The sequence below is a fragment of the Microbacterium timonense genome (genome assembly GCF_900292075.1).
GTDB classification, from domain to species: domain Bacteria; phylum Actinomycetota; class Actinomycetes; order Actinomycetales; family Microbacteriaceae; genus Microbacterium; species Microbacterium timonense.
In genome coordinates, this window is sequence record NZ_OLMV01000002.1 from 724,575 (window position 1) to 751,391 (window position 26,817).

Annotated in this window: 26 protein-coding genes; 14 read left to right on the plus strand and 12 right to left on the minus strand. The window is 71.5% G+C overall.

The window, feature by feature from the left end:
• Positions 1-97 precede the first annotated feature (97 nt).
• The 7 genes from C9992_RS09125 (at position 98) to C9992_RS09155 (ending at position 9,096) form a co-directional block, all read left to right on the plus strand.
• Positions 98-1,066 (plus strand): carbohydrate ABC transporter permease, encoded by a 969-nt coding sequence (locus tag C9992_RS09125; RefSeq protein ID WP_106815236.1) that lies wholly within the window; start codon positions 98-100, stop codon positions 1,064-1,066.
• Positions 1,066-1,953 (plus strand): carbohydrate ABC transporter permease, encoded by an 888-nt coding sequence (locus C9992_RS09130; protein ID WP_106815237.1) that lies wholly within the window; start codon positions 1,066-1,068, stop codon positions 1,951-1,953. The genes C9992_RS09125 and C9992_RS09130 overlap by 1 nt, the downstream gene beginning before the upstream one ends.
• Before the next feature lie 8 nt (positions 1,954-1,961).
• Positions 1,962-4,385 (plus strand): glycosyl hydrolase family 95 catalytic domain-containing protein, encoded by a 2,424-nt coding sequence (locus tag C9992_RS09135; protein WP_235008142.1) that lies wholly within the window; start codon positions 1,962-1,964, stop codon positions 4,383-4,385.
• The gene (locus C9992_RS09140) at positions 4,375-5,388 is read left to right on the plus strand and encodes an acetylxylan esterase (RefSeq protein ID WP_106815239.1); all 1,014 of its coding nucleotides are present in this window, start codon (positions 4,375-4,377) and stop codon (positions 5,386-5,388) included. Before C9992_RS09135 ends, C9992_RS09140 begins: the two co-directional genes overlap by 11 nt.
• The gene (locus C9992_RS09145; RefSeq protein ID WP_106815240.1) at positions 5,385-6,731 is read left to right on the plus strand and encodes an ABC transporter substrate-binding protein; all 1,347 of its coding nucleotides are present in this window, start codon (positions 5,385-5,387) and stop codon (positions 6,729-6,731) included. Before C9992_RS09140 ends, C9992_RS09145 begins: the two co-directional genes overlap by 4 nt.
• Positions 6,732-6,800: 69 nt before the next feature.
• Positions 6,801-7,967 carry an ROK family transcriptional regulator gene (locus C9992_RS09150; RefSeq protein WP_106815241.1) on the plus strand — a complete coding sequence of 389 codons (1,167 nt, stop codon included), beginning with the start codon at positions 6,801-6,803 and terminating at the stop codon, positions 7,965-7,967.
• A 40-nt stretch (positions 7,968-8,007) separates the two neighbouring features.
• A complete protein-coding gene (locus tag C9992_RS09155; RefSeq protein ID WP_106815242.1) occupies positions 8,008-9,096 on the plus strand; it encodes a mandelate racemase/muconate lactonizing enzyme family protein in 1,089 nt (362 codons plus the stop codon).
• A gap of 10 nt (positions 9,097-9,106) precedes the next feature.
• Here C9992_RS09155 and C9992_RS09160 read toward each other — a convergent pair whose 3' ends face one another.
• From C9992_RS09160 to C9992_RS09175, 4 genes are read right to left on the minus strand one after another with little or no spacing between them, the layout of a single operon-like run.
• Positions 9,107-10,033: a J domain-containing protein gene (locus tag C9992_RS09160; RefSeq protein ID WP_106815243.1), complete on the minus strand. Its 927-nt coding sequence runs from the start codon at positions 10,031-10,033 to the stop codon at positions 9,107-9,109.
• 60 nt (positions 10,034-10,093) lie between these two features.
• Positions 10,094-10,675 carry a hypothetical protein gene (locus tag C9992_RS09165; RefSeq protein WP_106815244.1) on the minus strand — a complete coding sequence of 194 codons (582 nt, stop codon included), beginning with the start codon at positions 10,673-10,675 and terminating at the stop codon, positions 10,094-10,096.
• Positions 10,672-11,514: an LssY C-terminal domain-containing protein gene (locus C9992_RS09170; protein ID WP_200826273.1), complete on the minus strand. Its 843-nt coding sequence runs from the start codon at positions 11,512-11,514 to the stop codon at positions 10,672-10,674. The genes C9992_RS09165 and C9992_RS09170 overlap by 4 nt, the downstream gene beginning before the upstream one ends.
• A gap of 14 nt (positions 11,515-11,528) precedes the next feature.
• Positions 11,529-12,602, minus strand: coding sequence for an enoyl-CoA hydratase/isomerase family protein (locus tag C9992_RS09175; protein WP_235008144.1), 1,074 nt, complete (start codon positions 12,600-12,602; stop codon positions 11,529-11,531).
• A gap of 149 nt (positions 12,603-12,751) precedes the next feature.
• Here C9992_RS09175 and C9992_RS09180 point away from each other — a divergent pair, with 149 nt between their 5' ends.
• Together C9992_RS09180 and C9992_RS09185 are read left to right on the plus strand one after the other, a co-directional pair.
• Positions 12,752-14,104 carry an ATP-binding cassette domain-containing protein gene (locus tag C9992_RS09180; RefSeq protein WP_106815246.1) on the plus strand — a complete coding sequence of 451 codons (1,353 nt, stop codon included), beginning with the start codon at positions 12,752-12,754 and terminating at the stop codon, positions 14,102-14,104.
• The gene (locus tag C9992_RS09185) at positions 14,101-14,919 is read left to right on the plus strand and encodes an ABC transporter permease (protein WP_106815247.1); all 819 of its coding nucleotides are present in this window, start codon (positions 14,101-14,103) and stop codon (positions 14,917-14,919) included. Before C9992_RS09180 ends, C9992_RS09185 begins: the two co-directional genes overlap by 4 nt.
• A gap of 17 nt (positions 14,920-14,936) precedes the next feature.
• Here the strand turns inward: C9992_RS09185 and C9992_RS09190 are convergent, their stop codons facing one another.
• A complete protein-coding gene (locus C9992_RS09190; RefSeq protein WP_106815248.1) occupies positions 14,937-15,404 on the minus strand; it encodes a hypothetical protein in 468 nt (155 codons plus the stop codon).
• Between the two features lie 103 nt (positions 15,405-15,507).
• Here C9992_RS09190 and cofG point away from each other — a divergent pair, with 103 nt between their 5' ends.
• From cofG to C9992_RS09215, 5 genes are read left to right on the plus strand one after another with little or no spacing between them, the layout of a single operon-like run.
• The gene (gene cofG / locus C9992_RS09195; protein WP_106815249.1) at positions 15,508-17,961 is read left to right on the plus strand and encodes a 7,8-didemethyl-8-hydroxy-5-deazariboflavin synthase CofG; all 2,454 of its coding nucleotides are present in this window, start codon (positions 15,508-15,510) and stop codon (positions 17,959-17,961) included.
• The gene (locus tag C9992_RS09200) at positions 17,958-19,421 is read left to right on the plus strand and encodes a flavin-containing monooxygenase (protein WP_106815250.1); all 1,464 of its coding nucleotides are present in this window, start codon (positions 17,958-17,960) and stop codon (positions 19,419-19,421) included. The genes cofG and C9992_RS09200 overlap by 4 nt, the downstream gene beginning before the upstream one ends.
• On the plus strand, positions 19,418-20,431 hold the full coding sequence (fgd, locus tag C9992_RS09205; RefSeq protein WP_106815251.1) for a glucose-6-phosphate dehydrogenase (coenzyme-F420): 1,014 nt from the start codon (positions 19,418-19,420) through the stop codon (positions 20,429-20,431). Before C9992_RS09200 ends, fgd begins: the two co-directional genes overlap by 4 nt.
• Positions 20,428-21,090 (plus strand): 2-phospho-L-lactate guanylyltransferase, encoded by a 663-nt coding sequence (gene cofC, locus C9992_RS09210; RefSeq protein WP_106815252.1) that lies wholly within the window; start codon positions 20,428-20,430, stop codon positions 21,088-21,090. The genes fgd and cofC overlap by 4 nt, the downstream gene beginning before the upstream one ends.
• A 9-nt stretch (positions 21,091-21,099) precedes the next feature.
• On the plus strand, positions 21,100-21,369 hold the full coding sequence (locus C9992_RS09215) for a hypothetical protein (protein ID WP_106815253.1): 270 nt from the start codon (positions 21,100-21,102) through the stop codon (positions 21,367-21,369).
• 19 nt (positions 21,370-21,388) lie between these two features.
• Here the strand turns inward: C9992_RS09215 and C9992_RS09220 are convergent, their stop codons facing one another.
• The 7 genes from C9992_RS09220 to hemG all read right to left on the minus strand — a co-directional run bounded on the left by C9992_RS09220 (position 21,389) and on the right by hemG (position 26,788).
• Positions 21,389-22,132 (minus strand): sulfite exporter TauE/SafE family protein, encoded by a 744-nt coding sequence (locus C9992_RS09220; RefSeq protein ID WP_106815254.1) that lies wholly within the window; start codon positions 22,130-22,132, stop codon positions 21,389-21,391.
• A gap of 1 nt (position 22,133) precedes the next feature.
• Entirely contained in the window at positions 22,134-23,117 is a 984-nt protein-coding gene (gene cofD / locus C9992_RS09225; RefSeq protein WP_106815255.1) for a 2-phospho-L-lactate transferase, read from the minus strand.
• Between the two features lie 6 nt (positions 23,118-23,123).
• On the minus strand, positions 23,124-23,969 hold the full coding sequence (locus tag C9992_RS09230) for a uroporphyrinogen-III synthase (protein WP_106815256.1): 846 nt from the start codon (positions 23,967-23,969) through the stop codon (positions 23,124-23,126).
• Between the two features lie 179 nt (positions 23,970-24,148).
• Entirely contained in the window at positions 24,149-24,427 is a 279-nt protein-coding gene (locus tag C9992_RS09235; RefSeq protein WP_106815257.1) for a hypothetical protein, read from the minus strand.
• Positions 24,417-24,818, minus strand: coding sequence for a phage holin family protein (locus C9992_RS09240; protein WP_106815258.1), 402 nt, complete (start codon positions 24,816-24,818; stop codon positions 24,417-24,419). Before C9992_RS09240 ends, C9992_RS09235 begins: the two co-directional genes overlap by 11 nt.
• A 4-nt stretch (positions 24,819-24,822) precedes the next feature.
• A complete protein-coding gene (locus C9992_RS09245; protein WP_106815259.1) occupies positions 24,823-25,209 on the minus strand; it encodes a hypothetical protein in 387 nt (128 codons plus the stop codon).
• A 100-nt stretch (positions 25,210-25,309) separates the two neighbouring features.
• The gene (gene hemG, locus C9992_RS09250) at positions 25,310-26,788 is read right to left on the minus strand and encodes a protoporphyrinogen oxidase (RefSeq protein WP_106815260.1); all 1,479 of its coding nucleotides are present in this window, start codon (positions 26,786-26,788) and stop codon (positions 25,310-25,312) included.
• Positions 26,789-26,817: the final 29 nt, after the last annotated feature.

Here is a 26,817-nt window from a genome sequence, read left to right on the forward strand (position 1 = left end):
CTGGCGTCGCAACCAAAGATCCGAGGTCTGAGCCGAGGGTCCGAGGGCGACCCGAACCTTTCCCACGACGATGTCGTCGGACGAGACAGGAAGATCGATGACGCTCTTAGAAGCTGAGACGGCGACCGCCGCGGAACCGACCTGGAGTGCCAGGCGAGGACGTCGTGCGCGCCGGAACGTCAACCGGTCGGCTCCGGCCCACCGGGGCGATGCCCGCCTCGCATGGGTGCTCATCGCGCCGGCCATGGTCGGTTTCCTGGTCTTCGCCGCCTACCCCACCCTGCGGGGCATCTACCTCAGCTTCACGAACTTCCGGGTGCTCAGCCCGCCGGAGTGGGTCGGCCTGGCCAACTTCGCCCAGCTGCTGCGGGACGACGTCTTCTGGAACGCCCTCGGCGTCACCGTCTACTTCGTTCTGCTGGCCGTCACGCTCACGATCGCGGTGTCCGTGCTCACCGCCGCGGTGCTGCACCGTCTGACCGCCTCGACGGTCATCCGGGGCCTCATCATCCTGCCGTTCCTCATCTCATCGGTGGTGGCGGCCACGGTGTGGTCGTGGATGCTCGACACCCAGCTCGGCATCGTCAACATCGTCATCGAGGCTCTCGGCGGCGAGGGTCAGCAGTTCCTGAGCTCGCGCGCGCTGGCCATCCCCTCGATCGCGCTCATCCACGTGTGGAAGAACATGGGCTACACGTCCATCATCATCTTCGCCGGGCTCCAGACGATCCCCGCGAGCGTGTACGAGGCGGGCCGGCTGGACGGCGCCAGCGAGACGCAGATGTTCTTCCGTCTCACGCTGCCGCTGCTGCGGCCGATCCTCGCGCTGGTCGTGGTGCTGAACGTCATCGGCGCGTTCCAGGTCTTCGACATCATCGCCGTCACCACCAAGGGAGGACCCGCCAACGCGTCGAATGTGCTCCAGATGTACATCTACAGCAAGGCCTTCGGGCAGTTCGACTTCGGCTACGCGTCGGCGATGTCGCTCGCGCTGTTCGCGATCCTCATCGCGATCACCTTCATCCAGATGCGCCTGCTGCGCGCCAACGAATCGGACACGAACTGATGCGTACCAAAACGCGCCCCAGCATCGGGCGGATCGCCGCGTGGGTGTACCTGATCGCGATCCTGCTGATCACGATCTTCCCCTTCTACTGGATCCTGCGCACTGCTCTGTCCGACAACTACGCGCTGCTGGCTCACCCCTCCTCGGTCCTGCCGGTCGACTTCACATGGGGCCCGTTCCGCCGGGTGCTGGGTCTGGCGACTCCCGAAGAAGCGCTCGCCGAGGGCGGATCGGGCGCCTCCATCCAGCTGGGACGGTACATCTTCAACTCCGTGGTCTACGCCACCCTGTCGACGGCCCTCATCGTGTTCTTCTCCACGATCGCCGCCTACGCGTTCGCGCGACTGCAGTGGAAGGGCCGCGAGCTCGTGTTCTCGCTGTTCCTGGCCGCACTCATGGTGCCCGGCATCCTCACGCTCCTGCCCAACTTCGTCCTGGTGAAGGAGCTCGGGCTCCTCAACACGTTCGCCGGCATGATCCTGCCGTACGCATTGTTCTCGGCGTTCAACATCTTCTTCCTCCGCCAGTTCATGCTCGGCCTGTCGACGGAGACGGAGGAGGCCGCGCTGATCGACGGTGCGGGCCGCGTGCGGATCCTCTTCGGCATCACCCTCCCGATGACCAGCGGACCGATCGTCACACTGTCGATCCTGGGCTTCATCGGCATGTGGAACGACTACTTCTGGCCGCTGCTGGTCACCTCGGACGAGACGGTGCAGCCACTGACCCTCGCCCTCGCCGTGTTCAAGCAGGCATCGCCGCAGTCCCAGCCCGACTGGGCCGGACTGATGGCGGCGACCCTGGTCGCGGCGGCTCCGATGCTCGTGCTGTTCATGGTGTTCGGCAAGCGCATCGTCAACTCCATCGGATTCACGGGTCTGAAATGAGCGCGAAGGTGAGCCCCACGCTTCGGCTGTCCTGGCGTGACCCCGCCACCCGGTGGGAGGAGGCGGTCCCGCTGGGCAACGGCCTCGTCGGCGCGATGGCCTTCGGCGGCGCATCAGGCCGCTACCAGCTCAACGACGCCACCGTGTGGTCGGGCACGCCCGATGGCCCCGAGCGCGCGCTGCGCGACGTGGTGGCGGCGGGGGCCGGTCCGGAGCGCCTCGCTCGGGTGCGGGCAGCGCTGGAGGCCGGCGACGTGCGTGCCGCCGAAGATCTGCTCATGGCATTCGAGGGCCGATACACGCAGGAGTTCCTTCCGCTGGCCGACCTCGCCGTCTCGGTGCCCGATGCCGCTCCCGTCGATCCCGCACGCCTGCTCGACCTCGACGACGCCGTGCTGCTCGAGGAGCTGCGCATCCCCGGTGGCACACTGCGTCGGCGCTCCTGGATCTCGGCCCCGGCACAGGCGCTCGTGGTCGAGCTGACGGCGGACACGCGATTCGAAGCATTCATCGCCCTGAGCACCCCGCTGCGCGAGGCGGGCAAGGCTACGACCGCCGCAGGGCTCCGGCTCGACGTCGAGATCCCCGTGGACGGAGCGCCGCTGCACGAATCTTCGGTGGAGCCGCCGCTGCGGTACGCCGACGCCGGCGACGACTACGACGGCTTCGCAAGCGTCGCCGTCGCGTGGGACACCGACGGTTTCGTGGACCACGCGCCCTCCGGCGCGACGGTCCGCGGGGCTCGCCGGCTGCTGATCGCCCTCTCCACATCGTCCCGCGCCGCGTTTTGGTGGGCCGACGCGGACGGGGAGTGGCGGACCGCCTCCCGTGAGGCGATCCGGGACCGGGCCACCCAGCGCGCAGACGCCGCGGCTTGCCGCGCACCGTCGGCGCTGCTGGCCGAGCATGTCGCCGACCGTCGGCGCATCGCCCGGGCGCGGTTCGCGATCGGCAGCCGCCGGGAAGGCACCTGGGACGTCCATCACGACATCCTCCACGGCGACGACCCCCTTCTCAGGGCGACCGTGGCCGCCGAGTTCGGCACCTATCTGCTGGCGTCGTCGTCGCGTGCGGGCGGGCCTGCGGCGAACCTGCAGGGGATCTGGAACGACCAGCTGCGTCCCGCCTGGTCGTCCAACTACACCATCAACATCAACACCCAGATGAACTACTGGGCGGCGCCCGTTCTCGGCCTCCAGGACCCGTTCGAGCCACTGCTCGCTCTCGTGGAGCGCCTTGCCCGAAGCGGTGCCAGGACTGCCCGCGAACTCTACGGAGCGCGCGGCTGGGTGGCGCATCACAACACCGATCTGTGGGGATGGAGCCTTCCCGTCGGCATGGGCCACGGCGCGCCCAGCTGGGCCATCTGGATGATGGGCGGCGTCTGGCTGACCCACAACCTCTGGGACGCCTTCGCGTTCACGGGTGACGTGGAGCTGTTGCGCGCCCGCATCTGGCCCCTCATGCGCGGCGCCGTCGAGTTCTGCCTGGACTGGCTGGTGCCGGGCCCGGAGGGAACGCTGCGGACCATGCCGTCGACCTCGCCCGAGAACTCGTTCGTCGGGCCGGACGGCGCAGCGACAGCACTCGGGCTCACCGCGGCATCCGATCTCGCGCTCGTGCGGGGACTCTTCGAGCGCGCGCTCGAAGCGCTCGCCGCACTCGACATGGACGACCCCATCGCGGCGGCGATCCACGCCGCACTTCCTGCGCTGGCGCCGCTGACGATCGGCGCGGACGGCAGACTGCGCGAGTGGTCGGCCGACGTCGCCGAGGTCGAGCCTGTCCACCGCCACCTCTCGCCGCTCGTCGGCATGTATCCGCTCGACTCCCTCACCCGCGAGCGCGATCCCGAGCTGTTCGAAGCCGGTGTGCGACTGCTCGACGCGCGCGGCCCCGGAGCCATGGGCTGGTCGTGGGCATGGAAGATCGCCCTCCGGGCCCGGATCGGCGACGGCGACGGGGCGGCGGCACTGCTGGAGGAGGCGCTCACCCCGTTCGACGGAGATGTGACCCGTCACGGACCGGTCGACGGCTCGGAATGGGGCGGGCTGCTTCCCAACCTGTTCAGCACACACCCGCCGTTCCAGATCGACGGCAACCTGGGGTTCCCCGCCGGCATCGCCGAACTGCTCATCCAGAGCCACGGTGACGTCGTGCGTCTGCTTCCCGCACTGCCCTCGGGGTGGCGCACGGGCGACGCCCAGGGCCTCGGCGCCCGCGCCGGCCTCGTCGTGGACCTCGCGTGGCACGACGGCACCCTCACCGGCGCGCGCGTGCGCGACACGCTCCGCTGCGACCGCCGCGTCGTCGTGGAGTACGCCGGCACCCGCATCGACGTGCCCCTCGGTGCCGGCTCGTCGGCCGAGCTCACCCCGGGGGATTTCGCGGATGCCGCATCCCTCGCACTCGGAGGCCACCATGCACGGTGAGCTCGCCGCCGTCGACACCCGGACGACCCAGACGGAGCCGGCCGACTTCGATGCGTTCTGGGCGGAGACTCTCAGGGCCACCCGGCTCCACCCGCTCGAGATGACCGTCGAGCCGCGACCGACGCGCCTGACGGTCATCGACGTGTACGACGTGACGTTTCGGGGCTTCGGCGGCACCCGTATCCACGCCTGGCTCCGTGTCCCGCGCGATGCCCGTGGTCCGCTTCCCGGCCTGGTGCAGTTCTTCGGCTACGGCAACGGCCGCGGACACGCCCTCCGCGATCTGCGCTGGGCCGCCGCCGGCTACGCCCACCTGGTGGTGGACACGCGTGGCCAGGGCCACGGCGACACCGAGGACGACCACCCGGAGGGTGGTCCCTCCGCCGGGGGTTTCCTCACCCGGGGCCTGCGCTCACCACACGAGTACTACTACCGCCGGGTGTACGCGGACGCGGTGCGCGCCGTGGAGGCGCTCCGCTCGCTCGAGACCGTCGACCCCACGCGTGTGGGCACTGTCGGAGCAAGCCAGGGAGGCGGCATCTCCCTCGCCATCGCAGGCCTGGTTCCCGACCTCGCCGTCGCGATCATTCAGGCGCCGTTCCTGTGCGAGCTGGATCGCGCCGCCGACCTCAGCACCGAGTTCCCCTACTCGCTGCTGACCCAGCATTTCGCTGATCGGCGCCTCGACACGGCGACCGCACTGGACACCCTCCGCTACTTCGACGGCGTGAATCACGCCAAGCGCGCGACCGCGCCGGCTCTGCTGAGCACGGGCCTGCGTGACGGCATCACACCACCGGCATCCGTTCTGCCCGCTTTCACCGCGTACGCCGGACCGAAGCAGGTCGTGCTGTGGCCGTACAACGGCCACGAAGCCGGCGGCGACCTCGACGAGGAGAACGCACTGGATTTCGCCTCGGCGCACCTCGCGCCCGGCCCCCGACCCACCGCAACACACCCCACGGGCGCACCGCGCGCCCCACACCTGAGTGAGGAATCATGAGACAGCAGCGCACCATCGCGGCCCTCGCCTTCGCGTCGATCGCGATCGCGGGACTGACCGCCTGCTCCCCGTCCGGCACGGGCGGCGAGGCCGACGGCAAGACCACCATCAACTGGTGGACGTGGAGCGACACGCAGGCCGCGTCGTACCGCAAGTGCATCCCGGGTTTCGAGGAAGAGAACCCCGACATCACCGTCAAGATCTCGCAGTACGCCGTCGACGACTACTTCACCAAGCTCACGACCGGCTTCGTCTCGGGCACCGCCCCGGACGCGTTCCAGAACAGCGTGCCGCTGCTCGGCGAATACGCCGGCCAAGGCCAGATCATGGCGCTCGACGACCTCATCGAGGAGTCGGGGTACGACCTGTCTGTCCACGACATCGGTCTGGACTCGTGGGTGTTCACCGACGGCAAGCGCTACGGGATCCCGCTGGACTGGGCAGGCTCCGCGATCTACTTCAACGAGGATCTGGTCGCCGAGGCCGGGCTCACAGCCGACGACATCAAGAACATGACATGGAACCCTGACGACGGCGGCACGTTCGACGACGTCGTCGCGCGCTTGACCGTCGACGCGAACGGCGTGCGGGGCGATGAGCCGGGCTTCGACCCGGCCAACGTCACGACGTACGGCATCGGCAGCCTGGCCTCCGCCGACTTCAACGGCCAGACGTCTTGGAACCCGTTCGTCTCGACCCTGGGCTGGCGTCTGGGTGGCGACGAGACGGCATGGCCGACGGAGATCCCCTACGGCGACGAGGACTTCGTGAAAACGCTGGAGTACGTCCGCACCCTCGGTGACCGCGGCCTGATGCCGACGTTCGGTCAGTTCAGCGTCTCGGGCGCGGAGCAGCTCGGCTCGGGCTCCGTGGCGATGATCCAGGGCGGCACGTGGGACATCGGACCCGTGTCGAACATCCCCGGAGTGAAGGTCGGGGTCGCGCCGACCGTCGAGGGGCCTGAAGGCCGGATGATGATCAGCAATTCGAACGCGAACAACATCTTCACCGGCACCAAGCACCCCGAAGAGACCTGGAAGTGGGTCAGCTACATGGGCACCGTCGAGTGCCAGACCATCGCGGGATCGGACGGCTACCTGCTGCCCTCGATCTCGGAGGCGCTGCAGGCTTCGGTCGACGCGCAGGCCGAGAAGGGCGTCGACATGTCGTCTTTCCTCACCGCGCTGGATGAGGGCGAGCTCTACCCGGCCCCGCCGACCGTCAACGGGCAGGAGCTGGCGGACACCATCCAGCCGATGTTCGAGGCCTACTTCACCGGCGAACGCGACGAGGACGTGTTCGAGGAGATGCAGACCAAGACGCAGGACATCCTGGCTCAGTGAGGCCTCGTGGGCGGGACGCGTGGCGTCCCGCCCACGATTCGCTACCGTATCGAGATAACCGAGGAACCCATGGACCAGGACACCGCCGCGCGCACGACCCTCATCCGCTCGGCGTCCGACGCGGGCTCGAAGGTCTTCGCGACGATCCTCACCCGCAGTCCGATCAGCCGCATCGACATCGCGCGGCACACCGGGCTCTCGCAGGCCGCGGTCACCAAGGCGGTCTCGCCGCTCGTCGCGGCCGGCCTGGTGGATGCGCCACCTGTGACCCAGCGCGACGGGAACCCAGGCCGCCCGGCCGCTCCCGTCTCGATCGTCCCGGACGCGATGGTGATGCTCGGCATCAAGGTGAACGTCGACGAGCTCATCGCGGTGGCGACCGACCTCGCGACCGACGTCCTCGTAAGCCAGCGGCGCTCGCTGCCGTCCCACGATCCCGAGACCGTCTGCGATGCCATCGTCGACGTCGTCAACGCCCTCGAGGCGGGCCTCGGCGACAAGGCGGCCGCGATCGCTGGGATCGGGATCGCCGTGTCGGGCGACGTCGACACCTCCACCGGCATCGTGCGCGAGTCGGCCATCATGGGCTGGTCGGACGTGCCTCTCGGGGATCGGCTGCAGGAGCGCCTGCCCTGGCCGGTGACCCTCGAGAACGACGTGCATGCCCTCACGGTCGGTGAGCACTGGTTCGGCATCGGTCTGGGCATGGCGTCGTTCGCCATCGTGACGATCGGCCGCGGCATCGGCAGTGGCCTGCACCTGAACGGGCAGGTCGTCACCGGCGCGTTCGGGGTCTCGGGAGAGATCGGCCACCTGCCGTTGGCATCGCCGGAACGCGTGTGCGCGTGCGGGCGCCACGGGTGCGTCGAGGCCGTGGCCGCCACCCCCGCCATCGAGGCTGCCGTGTCGGCAGCGCACGGGCGGGCGGTCGACATCGACGAGGCGGTCCGACTCGCCCACTCCGGGGACCCGTCGGCCGAGGCGGCGTTCCAGGAGGCCGCGCGCATCATCGGCACCGCCATCGCGACGCTGGTGAACCTCGCGGGACCGGAGCTGGTCATCATCGGTGGTGAAGGCGTCTCGAACTTCGACCTCTTCGAGCAGACCCTGCGGGGCGCGTTCGACGAGCACGCCTTCGGCGCCGCCGCCCACTGCCGCATCGTCACGCGGCCGCACACCTTCCAGGATTGGGCCCGCGGCGCCGCCGCGGCTGCGATCCAGTCGCTCGTCCGCTGACGCCGCGCCGCCGGCATCCTCATCCTTCCTCGGAGCAGCCATGTCCCTCATCAGCCGTGCACGCGCCACGCTCGTCGACATCCCCGTCGAGACGGTCCGCACCGACGCCGTGCAGTCCTTCGTGAAGCAGGAGACGATCATCGTCGACCTGGAGACCTCGGACGGCACGCCCGGCCGCGGCTACTCGTACACGATCGGCACCGGCGGCCGTGCCGTGCTGTCGATGCTGCGGGATCATCTGCTGCCATCCGTCGTCGGCCAGGACATCCGGCGACCCGAGGCGGTGTGGCGGCACGCGTTCACACACACTCGGGCGACCACCGTGGGAGCGATCACCTCGCTGGCACTGGCCGCCCTGGACACGGCGGTGTGGGACGGCCGGTGCCGCCGGAACGGCGAACCGCTGTGGCGAGCGGCCGGAGGGGCGCGCCGGGACGTGCCGCTGTACGACACCGAGGGCGGCTGGCTGCACCTGGACACCGACACGCTCGTCGCCAACACCGTCACCGCGCGCGACGGCGGCTGGCGGGGCTCGAAGCTCAAGGTCGGCTCGCCCGACCCCCGCCGCGACATCGAGCGCCTGACCGCAGTGCGCGAGGCGGTCGGAGCGGGCTACCCGCTGATGGTCGACGCCAATCAGGGACTCGCGCTCGCCGACGCGCGCGCTCTGGCCCGCGCGCTGGAGCCGGCGGGAATCTCGTGGCTGGAGGAGCCTCTCCCCGCCGACGACGTCTCGGCGCACACGCGACTGGTCGAGTCGACCTCCCTGCCGATCGCGGTCGGCGAGTCCCTGTACTCCGTCGCTCAGTTCAAGGAGTACCTGGCGAGGGATGCCGCGACCATCGTCCAGCCGGACGTCGCTCGTGTCGGAGGCATCACGCCATGGCTGAAGATCGCGCACCTGGCCGAGGCGTTCAACGTGCCCGTGGCGCCGCACTTCCTCATGGAGCTTCACGTCAGCCTGGCGGCCGCCGTGCCCAACGGCAGAATCGTCGAATACATCCCGCAACTGCGCGCGGTGACCACGCGTGAGCTCCGTGTGACTGAGGGGCTCGCGACGGCCCCCGACGAGCCGGGGATCGGGATCGCGTGGGACGAGGACGCGCTGGAGGACCTGCGGGTCGCCTAGCGCCCCTTCGCTACGCGAAGCGGACGGTCTGCTGCAGGCGCGTGCGGTAGTCGAAGACCTCGTTGCCGCCGATGTCGCGGGCACCGGTGATGCCGCGGCGAAGGACAGTCGTCAGCGCGCTGCGGGACGTCACCGCGACCCGCGTTCCGCGCACCTTGCCGAGCTCCTGGATGGGCTGATCCACGTCGTCGTCGGGAAGCACCACGATCGCGCCGCTGAAGCGCACGCCCGCGGCGCGCGAGATCACCCTCATCCGGGCGAGCAGCTCGGCGATCGGCGCACCCGGGACGCCGTCACCCACGAACTCGCCCCGGCGCAGGCGCGCCGGGCCGCCGAAGTCCTCGGAGAGGATGCCGTACAGACCGCTCGGGCCGAGCACGATGTGGTCGATCTTGGCGTCGGGATCGGCATCCCTCCCCGTCGCGGCGACGTCGTGCCACACCGTGTAGCCCATGCCGAGGTCCGAGACGATGCGCGCGGTCGCCTCCTCGGCGAGTGCGTCGGCCAGCAGGCGCCGCAGCCCCACCGGTGCTGAGCGCACGAGGGCCGGATCGTACGGGTCCTCGACCGTGACGCCGCGGCCGGCCCATTCGCGGATGAGCGTGAGGTATCGCTCGCGCCGCCAGCCGCCGGGATGGCCGTAGGACCGCGCGCGTGGCCGTGTGTCGGTGCGCGCCGCGGGCGGACGCCACCCCGACCACTCGGGCGCCGCCGCTTCGCCGAACCCGTGACCGCGATCGTACGCCGCACGGGCCTCGGGAGTGCCCACGAGCTCCCACGCCCGCTGCACCTGGATGAACAGCGTCGCGTCTCCGCCGGTGTCGGGGTGCGTCTGCCGCAGTCGCAGCCGGTACGCCTTTCGCAGCGTCTCCTCGTCGACGGCCGGATCCACCGCCAGCACCTCATAGGCCGACGCCGAGAGCGGACTGTCGAACACGCACCCTCCCCGGAGCCTCCACCGCGCAGGACTGCACGGAACACCGCAGATCAGGCTACGTCACGTGCGTGCGTCGGAGTCGTCTCGGCGCTGATTGCGCCGCGCGTATGCCGCGGCGCTGCGGCTGGACAGCGCCAGCAGGAGCAGGATATCCAGGCTCAGAGAGACATACGTCCCCTCGATGGTGATCTCCTGCCCCTGGCTCCACCACGTGACGAATGAGGTGCTGATCGACAGCACCGCGATCACCATGACGATCACCCGCGCCCAGTTGCGCCCCAGGAGCACGAAGATCGCCAGCAGGAGGTCGATCGCGAGCACCGCACCGCCCGTCGCGAGGACGACGCTCAGCGCCGCTCGAGATCCCTCAGGCGTCGGGTCGAATCCGTCGAGCACCGAGTCGGGATCGGCCAGCAGGTCGTCCCACCCGGCAGCGATGCCGCCGAGCACCGCCACGCCGGCGAGCACGCGCAACAGGATCAGCGCCGCTCCCGCCCAGATGGTGGCGGGCCGCGCCATGTGCGGGTCGTAGCCGGTGGGTCGCAGCAGTCGCGACGGCGGCTCGAAAGCCGGACGCTTGTGCGGCGTCTCCCTCTCGGCTCTCTCGGCGCGCCGCTCGGGGCCGGTGCGCGGCGCGCTCATGCGGCCGCCTCCGCCCGGCCGTCCATGGCAGGCACCACGGCGCGCACGTCCACGATCGGCAGATCGCCGTCGGTGCGGATGCTGTCGCCGCCGCCGTTGCGGGCGTGGTACCCGGTGGAGAAGTCCGGGATGACGTCCACGACGACGCGGGGCTCGGCATCCGTCACGGTCTTCACGATGTGGTCGCGTTCGACGTCGGTGTCGGCGTCGATGCGGTGCGTCACCTGCAACGTGAACAGTGAGAGCCCGACGCTGGTGTCGAAGGTCCCCGCCGCGAGCCAGTCGACCCTCCGGCCGCCCGGGAGGAGCCACCCGTCGGGACAGCGCCAGAACCGCACGTGGTGCCGCTGTGCGGGGTTGCCGTCGACCTCCTGCTGGTAGGCGAAGTCCTGCTGTCTTCCGAAGAGGAACAACGGGCTCACGGGAGCCTCGTCGTAGCTGCGCCGGCTCAGAGTCGACGTGATGATGCGCCACGACGACCGCAGCGTCACGGGGTCGGCGCGGGTCCAGCCGGCGGCGGCGAGCGCGCTCTGGATCTGCTCCGCGGTGCCGAGGAATGCGAGGTTCACCGGGTCGCCGAGCAGCCCGTCACTGGTGCGGGTGCGACCGATGAAGTAGTCGGGCACGTAGATGGTCGTGAGGATGCGGTGCAAGCGTGGCAGGACGAGATAGGCCAGCAGCACCCAGAACGCGATGAAGAACGGGATGCCCCACCACCCGACCTTGAAGGTCTCGGTGAAGCTGAGATAGGCCAGCCAGATCGCGGCGAGGCCGGCGAAGACGAAGAAGAACCAGTCGACCGCGATCCCGACCGAATACCTGCGACGCCTGGTGCCCATGATCGCGGCCCGGATCAGCCCCAGATCGGAACGGCGGGGCGGTGGGCGAGCGCCGTGTCGGCGAGGTCCGCGGGCAGGTCGGTCAGCGTGGCCGGTTGCCAGCGCGGTGCGCGGTCTTTGTCGATCACCTGCGCGCGGATGCCCTCCGGCAGGTCGGGCTGCGTCGTGGCGAACCACATGACCAGACCGTACTCCTGCGCCAGCGCGGCGCGCAGGCCGGGAAGCTGCCGAGCACGGCGGATCGCCGCGAGCGTCACGGCCAGTCCGGTCGGCGAGAGTTCGCCCAGGAGGTCGGCGGCGGCGGATGCCTCCGGCTCGGCGCGCCGGCGCAGCCGCTCGACGATCTCGGCGACGGTGTCGGCGGCGAACGCGTCGTCGATCCACTCCCGGGCGGACGACAGGCGGGAGGGCCCCGGCGTCTCGTCGAAGAGCAGGACGAGCTCGCTGGGACTGGACGGATCGGCCCGGGTCTCGAGCGCGTCTCGCAGGGCGTCGAGGTTCTCGCGGGGCACGAGATGATCGGCGAACCCGGCATAGACGGCATCCGAGGCATCCATGACATGCCCGGTCAGTCCCAAGTACTCGCCGAGGCGGCCGGGCGCGTGGGCCAGGAGCCAGGTACCGCCCACGTCGGGGGTGAAGCCGATGCGCGTCTCGGGCATGGCGAGCTTCGAGTGCTCGGTCACGATCCGGATCCTCGCGTGCCCCGCCACGCCGATGCCGCCACCCATCGTCACCCCGTCGGCGAAAGCGACGAACGGCTTGGGGTATTCGGCGATGCGCGCGTTGAGGGCGTACTCCTCGCGGAAGAACACCCCGGCGTCCTCCGCTCGGCCGCTCGTCACCTGCTCCGCGAGGCCGCGCACGTCTCCCCCGGCGCACAAGCCGCGCTCGCCTGCGCCGTCCAGCAGCACGACGTCGACCTCCGGGTCGTGCTCCCACGCGTCCAGCGCTTCGTGCATCCGCTGCACCATCTCGAGGTTCAGCGCATTGATGGCGCGCGGCCGGTTGAGGGTGAGGCGGCCGAGACCCCGGTCGGCGCGGACGAGGACGGCGGGCTCGGCGGCGGCATCGGCGAGGTCTGTCACGAGCGCAACGTTACCGGCCGGGCCGATTTCTCCCACGCCCGGCCGGGTTTTCCGACAAGATGGGTCGGAGTTCTGCATTGAGTCCGCAACGAGGCGGCCCCGTCCGTAGCCCCACGGGGTTTCCGCCCACCACGATGAGAGGGTTCGGCATGCCCGACGGCCAGACGCTGGAGTTCTCAGGTCTCAGCAAGCGCTTCGGTGCCGTCACCGCCGTCGCGGAGCTCACGGCCCGTGTCGAGCCGGGCCGCGTGACCGGATTCCTCGGTCCCAACGGAGCGGGCAAGACCACGACGCTGCGGATCCTGCTCGGGCTCGTGCGGCCCACCGAGGGCCGCGCGACGATCGGCGGCAAGCGCTACGCCGAACTGGAACGACCGCTGCAGACCGTCGGCGCCGTGCTCGAGGCATCCAGCTTCCACCCGGGCCGCACCGCCGCCGCGCACCTGACCATCTACGCGCAGGCCGCCGGCATCGCCCGCTCGCGAGTCGACGAGGTGCTCGGACTGGTGGGCCTGGCGGATGCCGCGAGCCGCAAGGTCGGCGGCTTCTCGCTGGGCATGCGCCAGCGCCTGGGCCTGGCGTACGCGCTGCTCGGCGATCCGGGCGTGCTCGTCCTGGATGAGCCGGCGAACGGACTCGACCCGGAGGGCATCCGCTGGCTGCGCGGCTTCCTCCAGCAGCTGGCCGCCGAGGGGCGCACGGTGCTGGTGTCGTCCCATCTGCTCGCCGAGGTGCAGCAGACCGTCGACGCGCTGCTGATCATCTCACGCGGGAGCCTGGTGTTCCAGGGCGCCATCGAGGACCTGTCCGATCCGGCCGAGCATGCCACCGTGGTGGATGCCCCCGACCGGGCCGCCCTGACCGCGGCGCTGCGGGCCGCGGACGTGCCCTTCGAGGTGCTGCGGTCGGGCTTGACCGTACGCGGCGTGGACCCCGCGACGGTCGGGGCGGCGGCAGCCGCGGCCGGCGTCGCGCTGTCGACTCTGCAGCGTCGGGGCCCCGCCCTCGAGGAGGTGTTCCTCGACCTCGTCAACGGCACCCGCGTCCATCCCAGTGCGCAGGGTGCCCCCGCGCCGGCCGAGCCGGCCGTCGTCCCGGAGCCCGAGCCGGAACCGGAGGCAGCGCCGGAGCCCGAGGCCCAGCCCGAGCCGGAACCGGAGGCCGCGCCGGAGCCCGGGACGGCAGAGGTGCCCGCGGAGTCCGGGGAGGTCGTGACGCCCGGCGCGGCCTACGCGGTGGCGAGCACGGGCGTCATCGACATCATCGGCGCCGGGGAGCCCGACCCCTGGGCGCCGGAGGACGCCGACCCCGACGTCGGAGCGATCGGCGAGATCGACGACGAGCTCTCGGTGCCCGAGCCGCCCGAGTCCGCGGACGACCGCCCCTGGCAGAACCAGGCGAAGACGGAGTCCGATCGCGAGGCGGACGCGTTCTTCTCCGCCTTCGACGCCGGCCGGAACGAGCCGGCCGACCGCACCGACGCCGAAGGGAGCAGCCGATGAGCCTGACTGCAGCGACCCGCGCCGAGACCACCAAGCTGTTCTCGACGAGCATCTGGTGGATTCTCGGCATCGTGCTGTTCGCCTACGTCGCCTTCACGGCGGCGGCCCTCGGCTTCGTCTACGCGATGGCCGCCTCCGGATCGCTTCCCGGAAGCGGCCCGGCCCTGCCCGAGGACGGCCTCGCGGCGACGCTCTACAGCACGGCCACGACGGTCGGCTATGTGTTCCCGCTCCTGGTGGGAACGCTCATGGTCACGGCCGAGTTCCGGCACAAGACGCTCACCCCCACTTTCCTGGCGACACCCCGCCGAGGCCGGGTGCTGACGGCCAAGCTGGCGGTCGGCGTCCTCATCGGGGCGATCCTCGGCGTGATCGGCATCGTCGCGGCTGTTGCCACGTCGGCGGCCTTCCTCGCCGGGTTCGGGCTGGACACGGCGCTCGGCCAGACCGACACCTGGGCGATGCTCGGACGGATGCTCCTGGCCTACGTGCTGTGGACCCTCATCGGCGTCGGGGTCGGCGCGCTGGTGCGCAACCAGGTCGCCGCCGTCGTCGGCGTGCTGGTCTTCACCCAGTTCGTCGAGCCGATCGGCCGCACCGCGGCGGCCTTCGTCGACGGGCTGGCCGACTACACGCGGTTCCTGCCCGGTGCGGCAGGCGATGCCCTCGTCGGCGCGAGCGTGTTCTCGACGGCGATGCCGCAGGGCTCCACCGATGCCCTCCCGTGGTGGGTCGGCGGGATCGTGCTGCTGGGCTACGCGGTCCTCTTCGTGGTGCTCGGGCACCTCGTGAGCTGGCGTCGCGACGTGAGCTGACGCGGCGGCCCGCGGATTCAGACGGCCGGCGCGGGCCGTGGAGCCTTCTTCTTCCGCGGCGCCTTCTCGGGCGCCGCGACCGGCGTGGTGCCGGTCTCCGCGGCGATCTCGGCGACGTCGGCAGGCTCCTCGTCGACCTCCAGCCGCAGCGCCTGCACCAGAGCGAGGCCGTGGCGGGTCGTGAGGATCAGACGCTGGAACTCCGGGTGGCCTTCGAGGTCGATCACGACACCCGGGCGACGGCGGCGGACGACCGCGAAGTCGTCGCCTCCTGCCGAGCGCCACGTGCCCATCGCGAGGACGCCGCGGAGGTGGGTTCCGGGACTGGGGACCCCTCGCAGCCAGGTCCACGCGTCGTCGGTGAGCTGCACTTTGATGATCGTGGAGCGCTCCATGACCACATTCCCCTTGCGGAACGACAGCGCGCGCTCCGACACCGACAGCACGACCTCGAGCTGCGTCGAGTCGAGCAGCAGTGTCACCATGGCACTAGTCTGCCAGCGGCTCCGGCGCGAACCAGCCTGATTTGCTTACGGGAGGGCAACGATCCGCGACCCCCGGCACCGCACGCGGTGCAAGACTGGATCGGTGACCGTCGCGCCCCCCTCCGTCACCTCCCCGCTGGCCACCGCCCCGCTCGCCGCCGTCGACGCCGCGCTCGCCCGCGCGGCCACCGGCGAACGGCTCGAGGTCGCCGACGCCGAGGCGCTGCTGGCAGCCACGGGCGACCGCTTCGAACGGCTGCTCGCCATCGCCGGGGACGTGCGCGATGCGGGGCTTGCGGCATCCGGTCGTCCCGGCGTCATCACGTACTCGCGCAAGGTGTTCGTCCCGCTCACGACGCTGTGTCGCGACCGCTGCCACTACTGCGTGTTCGTCGACACGCCGGGGCAGCTGCTGAAGAAGCACAAGCCCGCGTACATGTCGCCCGAGCAGGTGCTCGCCGTGGTCCGGCAAGGGCAGGCGATGGGATGCAAGGAGGTGCTGCTGACCCTCGGCGATCGCCCCGAAGACCGCTGGCCCGAGGCACAGGCCTGGCTGGACGAGCACGGCTTCGCCTCCACCATCCACTACGTCGCGCACATCGCCGGTCTGGTCACCGCCGAGACAGGTCTGCTGGCACACGCCAACCCCGGGGTCATGACGACCGAGGAGCTCCGGATGCTGCGTCCCGTGGCGCCGTCGATGGGCATGATGCTCGAGACGACCTCGCGCCCCCTGTTCGAGCAGCCGGGGCAGGTGCACTACGGGTCGCCCGACAAGGACCCTGCTGTGCGGCTCGAGGTGATCGACGCGGCCGGACGCGAGCACATCCCGTTCACCACCGGCATCCTCGTCGGGATCGGCGAGACGGTGCGCGACCGCGCGGAGTCGCTCGTCGCGCTCCGCGACGCGCATGAGCGGCACCGGGTGGGCGAGCAGGGCCATGTGCAGGAGATCATCGTCCAGAACTTCCGCGCCAAGCCCCGCACCGCGATGCAGGGCGCGGCCGACGCCGACCTCATCGAGTACGTCGCGACGGTCGCGGTGGCCCGGCTCGTGATGGGCCCGCGCATGCGCATCCAGGTGCCGCCGAACCTGTCGGACCCGACCGAGTTCGGCCTTCTGGTGCGGGCAGGCGCCGACGACTGGGGCGGCGTCTCGCCGCTGACGGCCGACCACGTCAACCCGGAGCGGCCGTGGCCGCACCTCGACGACCTCGCCCGCATGACGGCGGAGCTCGGCTTCGAGCTGCGCGAGCGCCTGACGGCACAGCCGGAGTTCGTGCGTGATGCCCAGACGTGGATCGATCCCGCGCTGCGCCCCGCCGTCGCCACGCTGGCCGATCCCGACACCGGCCTGGCCGCGGCATCCGTCACGGGGCACCGCGGCACGAGTCGCTGTGTTTCGACCGAGTCGACCGATTCCGCGCACACGCAAGACCTCGACTCGTCCGCAACACATCGACTCGGTGCCGGCCGGGGTGGACGGGCGGGCGTCAAGAGCATCGCGGATGCCGCGGCAGCCGACCCGTTCGCGCTCGACGACGCCGAGTGGGTGACGCTGCTCGAGGCGACCGGCGACGACCTGGACGTGCTCACGGCGACCGCAGACGATGTGCGCCGCTACACCGTCGGCGAGGCGGTGACCCTGGTGGTCAACCGCAACCTCACCTCGACCGGGCTGCGCCGCGTCGCCACCGACGACCCGGCGACCTTCACGCTGGCCGACGCGGGCGCGATCGCCACCGATGCCTGGGAGCTGGGCGCGACGGAGCTGTGCGTGCAGGGCATGCTGCCGGCCACCGAAGACCCTGCCGGCTACGTGGAGCTCGCGCGCGCCGTCAAGGCCGCCGCGCCGCAGCTGCATCTGCACGCCTACCGGCCCCAGGACGTGTGGGACCTCGCCGACCGCGGGGGTCTCAGCCTCGACAAGGCACTCGAGGCGCTGCGCGGGGCCGGTGTCGACAGCGTGCCCGGCACGGGCGTCAAGGTGCTGAGTGAGCGGGTGCGCGCCCTCGTCGCGCCCGCCGACCTCGAGATCCAGCGGTGGGTCGACGGCATCACGGCCGCGCACCGGGCGGGCTTCCGCTCGACGAGCGTGCTGTTCTACGGCCACGTCGAGACGGCGGCCGAGCGGGTGGCTCACCTGCGGCAGCTGATCGAGATCCAGGCGGCCGCGAAGGATGCGGCGACCGGGGGCGGGTTCACCGAGTTCGTGCCGATCCCGCTTCCCGGGCCGTCGGGCGGCGTACCGCTCGTTCCCGGCCGGGCGGCGATCGACGAGCACCGCGCGATGGTGGCGGTGTCGCGCCTGCTCCTTTCGGGCAGCATCCCGCACGTGCAGATCCCGTGGACGCGCGTCGGGCGCGAGGCATCCGTCGTGCTCCTGCGCTCGGGCGGCGACGACCTCGGCGGCACGCTGCTGGACGGGCGTGTGAAGCCCGAGGCCGGCATCGAGCACGGCCTCGAGCTGCCCATCGGCGAGGCCGCGGCTCTCGTGGCGCGCATGTTCCGGCCGTTCCGCCAGCGCACCACGACGTACGGCCAGGTGCGCCGATGACGCGCGTCGAGGTCGCGATCGTCGGAGCGGGCTTCGCCGGGATCGGCATGGCGTCGGCGCTGCGCCGCGCGGGCCGCGAGGACTTCGTCGTGCTCGAGCGTGCGGCATCCGTCGGGGGCACGTGGCGCGACAACACCTACCCGGGCGTCGCCTGCGACGTGCCCTCGCACCTGTACGGCTTCGCCGCGCATCCGAACCCCACCTGGTCGGGCACGTACGCGCGCGGCGACGAGATCCACGCCTATCTCGAGCGCGTGGTCGACGCCGAAGGCCTGCGGGACCGGCTGCGCCTGCGCACGGCGATGCAGTGGGCCGACTGGGATGCCGAACACGAGGTATGGCACCTGGGCACGCCGTCGGGGGTCATCGTGGCCGACGCGGTGGTGCTCGCCTGCGGTCGCCTGACGGAGCCCTCGATCCCCGACGTCGCGGGACTCGCGACGTTCCCGGGGCCGCTCTTCCACTCGGCGCGCTGGGACCACGACGTGGACCTCGCGGGCCTGCGCGTCGGCGTGGTCGGCACCGGCGCGAGCGCGGTCCAGCTCGTGCCGGAGCTCGCCCGCACGGCCGCGCACGTGACGCTCTTCCAACGCAGCCCCGCCTGGATCGTGCCGCGGGGCGGCGGCCCATACACCGACGCCGATCGCGAGCGCTTCGCCGCGGCGCCGGGGGAACTGACCCGCCTGCGCGCGGCGCTGTACTCCGAGGGCGAGGCGCGGTTCGCGTCACGCTCGGGGGATGCCGTGGCCGCCGCCCGCGCGCAGGCCGAAGCCCTCGCGCATCTGGAGGCGCAGGTCGCCGACCCGGCGCTTCGGGCGGCGCTCACGCCGGACTACGCTTTCGGCTGCAAGCGGGTGCTGCTGTCGGACGAGTTCTACCCCGCCGTCGCCTCGGACGCCGTCACCCTGGTGCCCTCGGCGCTGCACTCCGTCGAGGGGCCGATGCTGGTCGCCGCCGACGGCACGCGGCACGAGGTCGACGCACTCGTGCTGGCGACGGGCTTCGCGTCGACGCAGCAGCCCTACGCCGACCTCGTCATCGGCGAGCACGGCCAGACCCTCGCGCAGCACTGGTCGGGCGGCATGACCTCCTTCGCCTCGACGGTCGTCGCCGGCTTCCCCAACCTGTTCGTGCTGAACGGGCCCAACGCGTCGCTCGGCCATTCGTCGTCGGTGCTCATGATCGAGGAGCAGGCGGCGTACACCGCCCGCGTGCTCGATCGCCGTGCAGGCGGCGTGTTGCGGGTCGATCCTCGTGCTGAGAGCGCCTACACCGACGAGATCGTCGCGGCCGCGGCATCCACCCCGTGGATGACCGGAGGATGCCGCAACTGGTACGTCGACGAGCGCTCCGGCCGGCTCACCCTGCTGTGGCCGGGGACGGTCGACGCGTTCCGGGCGCGCCTCGCACGCGCCGACGGCTCCGAATTCCTGCCTGCACCTGAAGGGATACCCGTATGACCGTTCCGCTGCGCTTCGGATACAAGGCCTCGGCCGAGCAGTTCGGGCCCGCCGAGCTGCTGGACTACGCGATCCAGGCGGAAGAGGCCGGGTTCGACTCGGTCTTCATCTCGGACCACCTCCAGCCGTGGCTGCACGAAGGCGGCCACGCCCCGGCATCCGTTCCGTGGCTCGGCGCGCTCGGCGCCAAGACCTCGCGCGTGCTGATCGGCACGTCGGTGCTGACGCCGACGTTCCGCTACAACCCGACCGTCGTCGCGCAGGACTTCGCGACGCTGGGTGTCATGTATCCCGGGCGGGTGATCCTCGGTGTCGGCACCGGCGAGGCGCTCAACGAGGCGAACCTGGGGATCGCGTGGCCCGACCCGCCGGAGCGGTTCCAGCGGCTGAAGGAGGCGATCGGCCTCATCCGCCGGCTCTGGTCGGAGGACCGCGTCAGCTTCGACGGCACGTACTACCACGCGCACAACATCACGATCTACGACAAGCTGCCCCAGCCCGTGCCGATCTACATCGGCGCCGCCGGCCCCGCCGCGACGCGGCTCGCGGGCCGCATCGCCGACGGCTTCATCACGACCAGCGGCAAGAAGCGAGAGCTGTACACCGACACCCTGCTGCCCGCGCTGCACGAGGGTCTCGAGAAGGCCGGTCGGGCACCGGACGCCATCGACACGCTCATGGAGATCAAGGTCTCGCTCGCCGAGACCATCGAGCAGGCGCAGGAGAAGACGCGCTTCTGGGCGCCGCTGGCCCTCACCCCCGAGGAGAAGATGGGCGTCGACGACCCCATCGAGATGCAGCGGCTCGGCGAGCAGCTGCCGATCGAGCGCGCGGCATCCCGGTTCATCGTCTCGGACGACCCCGACGAGCACGTCGAGCGCATCGGCTGGTACATCGACCTCGGATTCCGCCACCTGGTCTTCCACGACCCCGGCCACGACCAGGGCGCCTTCCTGCGCCTCTACGGCGAAGAGATCCTGCCGCGGCTGCGCGCGCGGTACGGAGCGTGACCCCGCTGTTCCGGCGGCGGCGCGGGCAGAACACGCCGCGCTGGGTGGTGGTCGTGCCGGTCAAGCCCTCGGCGCGCGCCAAGTCTCGCCTCGACGTGCCGGGCGTCGGGCGAGCCGACCTCGCCCGGGCCATCGCGCTGGACACACTGGCCGCCGCGACGGCGTGCGACCTCGTGGCGCAGGTCGTGGTGGTCACCGATGACGCCGCGCTCGCGCGCGAGGCGGCGTTGATCCCGGCGCTGCGGTTCGTTCCGGAGGGCGAGGCGGGCGGACTGGATGCTGCGGTGGCGGCGGGAGTCGCGGCGGTCGATCCGACGGGACGGATGCCCCGCGCCGCGCTCCTCGGCGACCTGCCCGCCCTGCGACCGGGTGACCTCGCCGACGCGCTGCGGGCCGCGGCATCCGTCGACCGCGCCGTCGTCGCGGACGCCGAGGGCACCGGCTCGACGCTGGTCACCGCCGGGCCCGGCGTGGCCTGGCGCTCGTCGTTCGGCGACCGCTCGTTCGCCCGGCACCTCGCCCTCGGATGCGTGGGCCTCGAGATCCCGGATGCCTCGACCCTGCGTCGCGACGTCGACACCGCCGACCAGCTCGATGCCGCCGGCGCCCTGGGTCTGGGGCCCCGCACGGGTGCCCTGCTGACGGCGCACCACGGATAGCCTGGGCCGATGACTGAGCCGCCTCGGGCCCCTCGCGGCAGAGCCCGCGTCGCGCTGTGGGTCGCCGGGGGCGTGATTCTGGCGGGTGTCCTGTTCGCGCCGGTGAGGACGAGCGGCTTCTGCGCGTACGCCCCGACGTCGGGCCGGAGCTACTGCGATGCGGCCGCGCAGTCGGTGCTCGGCATCCCCACCAGTCTCTGGCTGTGGCTGGCAGCGAGCATCGCCCTGGGCGCCCTCGGGTGGTGGCTCGCACGCCGCACCGCCCGGCGCGGCGGATGATCTGACCCGCGGCCGCTGGTCAGACGACCAGCAGGTAGACCGCCCCGACGATCGTGAAGACGACCACCAGCTTCTCGAACACCGACTGCGGCATGCGGTCGGCGAGCCACCGCCCGAGGAAGGCCGCCGCGATCACGAACGGCACGAGGACGAGGTCGATGAGCAGACCGGGCACGGTGATGATCCCGATGCCGATCGAGAACGGCACCTTGAAGAGGTTCACGATCGCGAAGAACCAGGCGGCGGTACCGAGGAACGCCTTCACCTCGAAGCGGGCGGCCAGGAAGTACATCGACATCACCGGGCCGGCGGCGTTCGCGACCATGGTCGTGAAGCCGCCGAGCGTGCCGTAGGTCGCCGCGGCCACCCGGTGCGTGCCGCCGGCGGAGACCTGGGAGACGAACCGGCGCCGCAGCAGCGTGATCGCGATCACGGCGAGCAGGATGATGCCGATCGTGCGCTTGACCCACAGGTCGTCGGCGAACCACAGGAACACCACACCCAAGAGCACTCCCGCCAGTACCGCCGGCGCCAGCCGTACCAGCGTGCGCCAATCCGCGTGCCGGCGGTACATCGTCACGGCGAAGACGTCGGCGACGATCAGCAGCAGGAGCAGAACGCCGGTGGACTGCTTCGCGGGCAGCACCGCCGCGAAGATCGCGACGGCGATGGTCCCGGCTCCGGGCACCGCGGTCTTCGACAGACCCACCACGAGCGCCCCGGCGGCCAGCAGCGCCCACGCCCACCAGGCGAGGTCGGGCACGTCAGACCTCTGCCGCGGCGAGCGCCGCCTCGCCCAGAGCGGCCTGGCGGTCGGGGTCCGTCATCCACAGGGGACGCACGAGGGGACGGATGCCGAGACCCGCGACCGCGTCGGCCGCCGCCTCGTCCTCCTCGCCGATCAGCCACGCGTCGAGCAGCCCGGCGCCCCCGCGTGCGCCGTACAGGCCGGCCACCGCGGACGCGGAGGTGTCGACGCCGATCGCGGTGAGACACACGTCGGCCATGCCGCGCACCACCTTGCCGCCGATGATGGGTGAGACGCCGACGACCGGACCGAGGGCGGCGCGCAGCGCGTCACGCATGCCGGGAACGGCGAGGATCGGGCCGATCGACACGACCGGGTTCGAGGGTGCGATGAGCACGGCGTCGGCACCGGCGATCGCCTCGAGGACGCCGGGGGCCGGAGCGGCGCCCTGGATGCCGGGATTCTCGAACGCGGCCGGGGCGAGCGTCGCCCGGTGACGCGTCCACCACTCCTGGAAGTGCATCCGTGTGCCGTCGGGAAGCACGACGACGGTGTCGACCTCGGCGTCGGTCATCGGGAGCAGGCGCGCGCCGAGATCCCAGCGGTGCGACATCCGTTCGAGCACCTGCGTCGGGGTCAGCCCCTCCCGCAGCCATCCGGTGCGCGCCAGATGCGTCCCGAGGTCGAGGTCGCCGAGGGTGAACCACGGCCAGCCCGCGCCCCATTCCTGCAGCTCGTGGTTGACGCGCTCCGAATCGCCCCGCCGCCCCCATCCGCGCTCGGCGTCGTTCACGCCGGCCAGCGCGTACGTGAGGGAGTCGACGTCGGGCTGCAGACGCACCCCCGACAGCCACAGGTCATCGCCGGTGTTGACGACGACGGTGAGAGCCGCCCCGGTGTCGGCCACTCCGCGTGCCTGCAGCGCGGCACGCACCCCCAGCACGAAACGGGAGCCGCCAACCCCTCCCGCGAGCACGACGACGCGCGGCGACACGGTCACGCGGCGTCAGCCCCGCGGTTCGGCGCGCAGCTGCGGCAGCACGCCGGTCTTCGGCGCGAACTCGTCGGCGGCGTGGGGCAGGGAGAACTTCGCGACGGCATCGATCAGCGCGTCGACGGTCTGGGCGTCGGCGACGACGTCGACGTCGAGGCCGGCGCGCCGGGCATCCTTCGCGGTGCGCGGGCCGATCGCGGCGATGAGGGTCGTCTCGGGGATGTCGGGGAACTGCTCGTGGACCTGCTCGGCGACCGAGCCGCTGGTCACGAGGATCGCGTTGATCCGGCCCGAGCGGACGTCTTCGGCGATCCGCTCGGTCACGGGAACACCCACCGTGCGGTAGGCGACGACGCTGCGCACGTGGTGGCCGGCGTCGGTGAGCATGCGGGTGAGCACGGGCTTGGCGATCTCGCTGCGCAGCGTGAGGATGTTGCGCGGCTCGGGCTCGAGCGCGATGAGCTGCTCGGCCATGCCTGCTGCGGAGTTGTCGCGCTCGGGCACGAGGTCGACGCGATAGCCGACGGCCAGCAGGGCGGCCGCCGTGGTCTCACCGACGGCGGCGACCTTGGTGGTCGGCGGGACGACGGCGCGATACGCGTAGAGGACGTCGACCGTCGTGGCGCTCGTGACGGTCAGCCAGTCGAAGGCACCCGCGGCGAGGTCGGCCAGAGCCTGCTCGAGCGTGGCCTGGTCGTTGGTCGGCGCGAAGTTGATGAGCGGGGCGATGACCGGCGTCGCACCCTGGCGGCGCAGCGTCGCGGCGACGCCGTCGCCCCAGGGGCCGCCACGGGGCACGAGAACGCGCCAGCCGGTGAGGGGCTTGGCGGCCTGGTGCTGTGCTGCGGCAGTGTTCATAAGGGGGTCGACTCTCGGTGGTGCTCAGTCGGCCGCCCACGACGTTCGAGCAGCCGACGCGCGATTCGAATCGGGTTCGCGCGGTCGGCAGCATACGCACCATTGCACTGCCTTGCCTCACGAGCATACCCCTGATCGCTGCGCACGCGACCTCGGGGGGTCTGTCGTCGGGACGGTCGTCAGCGCGTGTAGAGACGCACGACGCCCCAGACCGCGGCACCGACGGCGAGGGCGCCCGCGACCACCGCGACGGCCGCGGCGGCGGGATTGCGGCGCTGGAACGCGCGCGCCTTCTCGATGCCGTCGTCGACGGCGCGCCCGAGACGTCGGGGGACGTTGGCCTTCTCCTCGATGGCTGCCAGTGCGGCCTTGAGCTCGGCGCGAGCGTGCTCGACCGGGTCGTCGATGCCGATCGGCACGGCGGTGCGGGGCAGTGGCACGGGCGCGTCAGAGCTCATCGCGCACCTCCTTGACGTCCTGGGCGATCGATTGGACGGGGTTCTTGCGCTCCCCGATCTTGCGGAAGCGGAGGATGCCGAGGAGCGCCAGCACGGCGGTCACGACGAGCATCGCGACGAACACGACAAGCGCCGACAGCCACACCGGCCACCATGACGACAGACCGGCGATCACGAATGTGCCGAGGACCGGCACCGACCAGAACAGCACGAACAGCGCCGCGAAGACCCACACCGCCCCCCATCCGCCGTCTTTCGCGGTGCGGGCGAGCCACGCCTTCGCGGCGTCGATCTCGGCGATGACGAGATTGCGGATCAGCTCGGGGATCTCACCGAGCAGGGTCAGCAGGCTGTCGTCCGCGCGATCGCGGAAGCCACGGGGGCTGGTCATCAGCTCAGGCCCCGCCGCGGCCGTCGGCCGCCTGGTCGACGGCGTCGTCCACGGCGTCCTTCACGGCCTGCGCCGAGGTCTGCGCAGCGCGCCCGAGGTCATCGCGGGACTCGTCGCCCGCCTTGAGGGCTGCGTCGAGCTTCTGGCCGGGGGTGCCCTTCGCACCGGCGGCCTGGACGACCTTGACGGCGGAGTCCCACAGCGTCGACGGCAGCGCCATCGCCTGGGACTTCGCGAAATCCTTGACCTTTCCGACCTGCTCCTGGACGGGGTCCATGTTCCACACTTTGAGCCACTGCGTCTTGATCTGCTCGTAGCGTTCGCGGCCCGCTCGCGTACCGAGCACATACCCGATCGCAAGTCCGACGACGAGTCCTGCCTTGCCCCTCATGAGGTCTCCTCACGCTCGGTGGTGCACCTGACGACCCTCCCAGGGTAGCCCCGTATGCCGATTCCGGCATCCACCCTTGACACCGCTCCCGGCGGCGTGCTCACTGCGGCTGCGAGCCGCCCCACAGCACGCGCCGACGCAGACTGTCGGCCTCGTCGTGGGCGTCCGTGACCACCTGCGCCAGCCCGCTTCCCGCCAGCCACGCGCCGATCACCGCCAGACCGGGAGCCTCGCCGGCGGCGGCCCGCACCTGCGCGGCCCGATCCCTCATCCCCAGAGCAGAGGCGGGCGGAACGAGCGTGAACCGCGTGCGCTGCGCGCCGACGAGCCGGGTGGCGTCCAGCGGGACGCCGAGAAGGGCGGATGCCTCATCCAGAGCGATGCCGACGGCATCGGCGTCCGAGACCGCGGCGATCGCGGGCGGATCTGCGGGCCCTCCGAACGCGACCCGGAGGACGTGGCGCCCCGCGCCGGCCTCTCGGGCCACCCATTCCCAGCGTGCGCTCTCGTGCACGAGGCCGGTCGCCCGCCGTGGACCGCCGGGCATCGCGTGCACGTGCGCCCCCCGCGGGGGCGCGTCGAGCTCCGGCGCATCGACGACGACCGTGACGACCTCCCGCGCGATGCCCCCCGGCGCCGTGCCCGCGAGGCCCACACTCGGGACCGCCGGCGCCAGGAGCGCGCGGGCGGCGCTCTCGTCGGTCGCCACGATGACGGCGTCGGCCCGCAGCGTGTCACCGCCGTCAGGTGCGTCCAGCTGCACCGTCCACGCGCCGTCGCGGCGGGCCAGGCTCGTGACGCGCGCTCCGGTGATGACGGCCGCGTCGCGCTCGCCCAGCCGGTCCGTGATGCCGGCGACGAGCTGCGGCATCCCACCCTCGAGTCCCTCGATCGCGGGGCCGGTGGCGCCGACGCGCACGTCGGCCACCGCACCGCCCAATGAGCCGGTGCGGGTCAGCGCCGTGTTCAGCCCGGGGGCGGCGATCTCCACGTCGACGTCGTCAGGGAGGACGCCGAAGCGGTCGATGGTGAGCGGTGCGACGAGCCGGTCCAGCACCTTCGCGCCCATTCGCCGGCGCACCAGCCGACCGAGGCTCCGCTCGGCGCCGATCGTCAGCGGAGGGCGCACACGGTCGAGGTAGGCCCGCCAGGTGCCGTCCCAGCCGATGATGCGCCGCACGTCTTCGTCCCAGGGATTGGCGGGGATGCCGATCACCTGTTCGACCGGCAGCGGCCCGGCGGCATCCCGGGGAAGTCCGGCGATCCACTCGCGGTCATCGCGCGGACGGACGATGACGGCGCCGGGCAGCACCTCCTCGACGAGCCGGCGCACCACGCCGCCCCGGGTGGACCAGCAGGTGGCCCCGGTCTCCAGCTGCATGCCGGCGACGGTCGTCGTGCCGATGACGCCGCCCAGTCGATCGGACGCTTCGACGAGCGTCACGGCCATGCCGACCTTGGCGCACTCCCACGCCGCGACGAGCCCGGCGATCCCGCCGCCGACGACGACGACGCGCGTGTGCCGGGCGTGGTCGACCAGCTCCTGGAACGGTTCGGAGGCGTCGGTCACGGCATCCATCCTCCCATCCGTGTGCCGCAGCACCGTGG

Excerpts from the sequence above, each read along its gene's own strand:
- C9992_RS09240 (WP_106815258.1), bottom strand. The coding sequence starts at position 24,818 with ATGACCAGCCCCCGTGGCTTCCGCGATCGCGCGGACGACAGCCTGCTG.
- fgd (WP_106815251.1), top strand. The coding sequence starts at position 19,418 with ATGACCGTTCCGCTGCGCTTCGGATACAAGGCCTCGGCCGAGCAGTTC.
- C9992_RS09230 (WP_106815256.1), bottom strand. The coding sequence starts at position 23,969 with ATGAACACTGCCGCAGCACAGCACCAGGCCGCCAAGCCCCTCACCGGC.
- C9992_RS09165 (WP_106815244.1), bottom strand. The coding sequence starts at position 10,675 with ATGAGCGCGCCGCGCACCGGCCCCGAGCGGCGCGCCGAGAGAGCCGAG.
- C9992_RS09185 (WP_106815247.1), top strand. The coding sequence starts at position 14,101 with ATGAGCCTGACTGCAGCGACCCGCGCCGAGACCACCAAGCTGTTCTCG.
- C9992_RS09235 (WP_106815257.1), bottom strand. The coding sequence starts at position 24,427 with ATGAGCTCTGACGCGCCCGTGCCACTGCCCCGCACCGCCGTGCCGATC.
- C9992_RS09215 (WP_106815253.1), top strand. The coding sequence starts at position 21,100 with ATGACTGAGCCGCCTCGGGCCCCTCGCGGCAGAGCCCGCGTCGCGCTG.
- C9992_RS09245 (WP_106815259.1), bottom strand. The coding sequence starts at position 25,209 with ATGAGGGGCAAGGCAGGACTCGTCGTCGGACTTGCGATCGGGTATGTG.
- C9992_RS09180 (WP_106815246.1), top strand. The coding sequence starts at position 12,752 with ATGCCCGACGGCCAGACGCTGGAGTTCTCAGGTCTCAGCAAGCGCTTC.
- C9992_RS09170 (WP_200826273.1), bottom strand. The coding sequence starts at position 11,514 with ATGGGCACCAGGCGTCGCAGGTATTCGGTCGGGATCGCGGTCGACTGG.
- C9992_RS09150 (WP_106815241.1), top strand. The coding sequence starts at position 6,801 with ATGGACCAGGACACCGCCGCGCGCACGACCCTCATCCGCTCGGCGTCC.
- C9992_RS09125 (WP_106815236.1), top strand. The coding sequence starts at position 98 with ATGACGCTCTTAGAAGCTGAGACGGCGACCGCCGCGGAACCGACCTGG.
- C9992_RS09140 (WP_106815239.1), top strand. The coding sequence starts at position 4,375 with ATGCACGGTGAGCTCGCCGCCGTCGACACCCGGACGACCCAGACGGAG.
- C9992_RS09190 (WP_106815248.1), bottom strand. The coding sequence starts at position 15,404 with ATGGTGACACTGCTGCTCGACTCGACGCAGCTCGAGGTCGTGCTGTCG.
- C9992_RS09130 (WP_106815237.1), top strand. The coding sequence starts at position 1,066 with ATGCGTACCAAAACGCGCCCCAGCATCGGGCGGATCGCCGCGTGGGTG.
- C9992_RS09200 (WP_106815250.1), top strand. The coding sequence starts at position 17,958 with ATGACGCGCGTCGAGGTCGCGATCGTCGGAGCGGGCTTCGCCGGGATC.
- hemG (WP_106815260.1), bottom strand. The coding sequence starts at position 26,788 with ATGGATGCCGTGACCGACGCCTCCGAACCGTTCCAGGAGCTGGTCGAC.
- C9992_RS09145 (WP_106815240.1), top strand. The coding sequence starts at position 5,385 with ATGAGACAGCAGCGCACCATCGCGGCCCTCGCCTTCGCGTCGATCGCG.
- C9992_RS09155 (WP_106815242.1), top strand. The coding sequence starts at position 8,008 with ATGTCCCTCATCAGCCGTGCACGCGCCACGCTCGTCGACATCCCCGTC.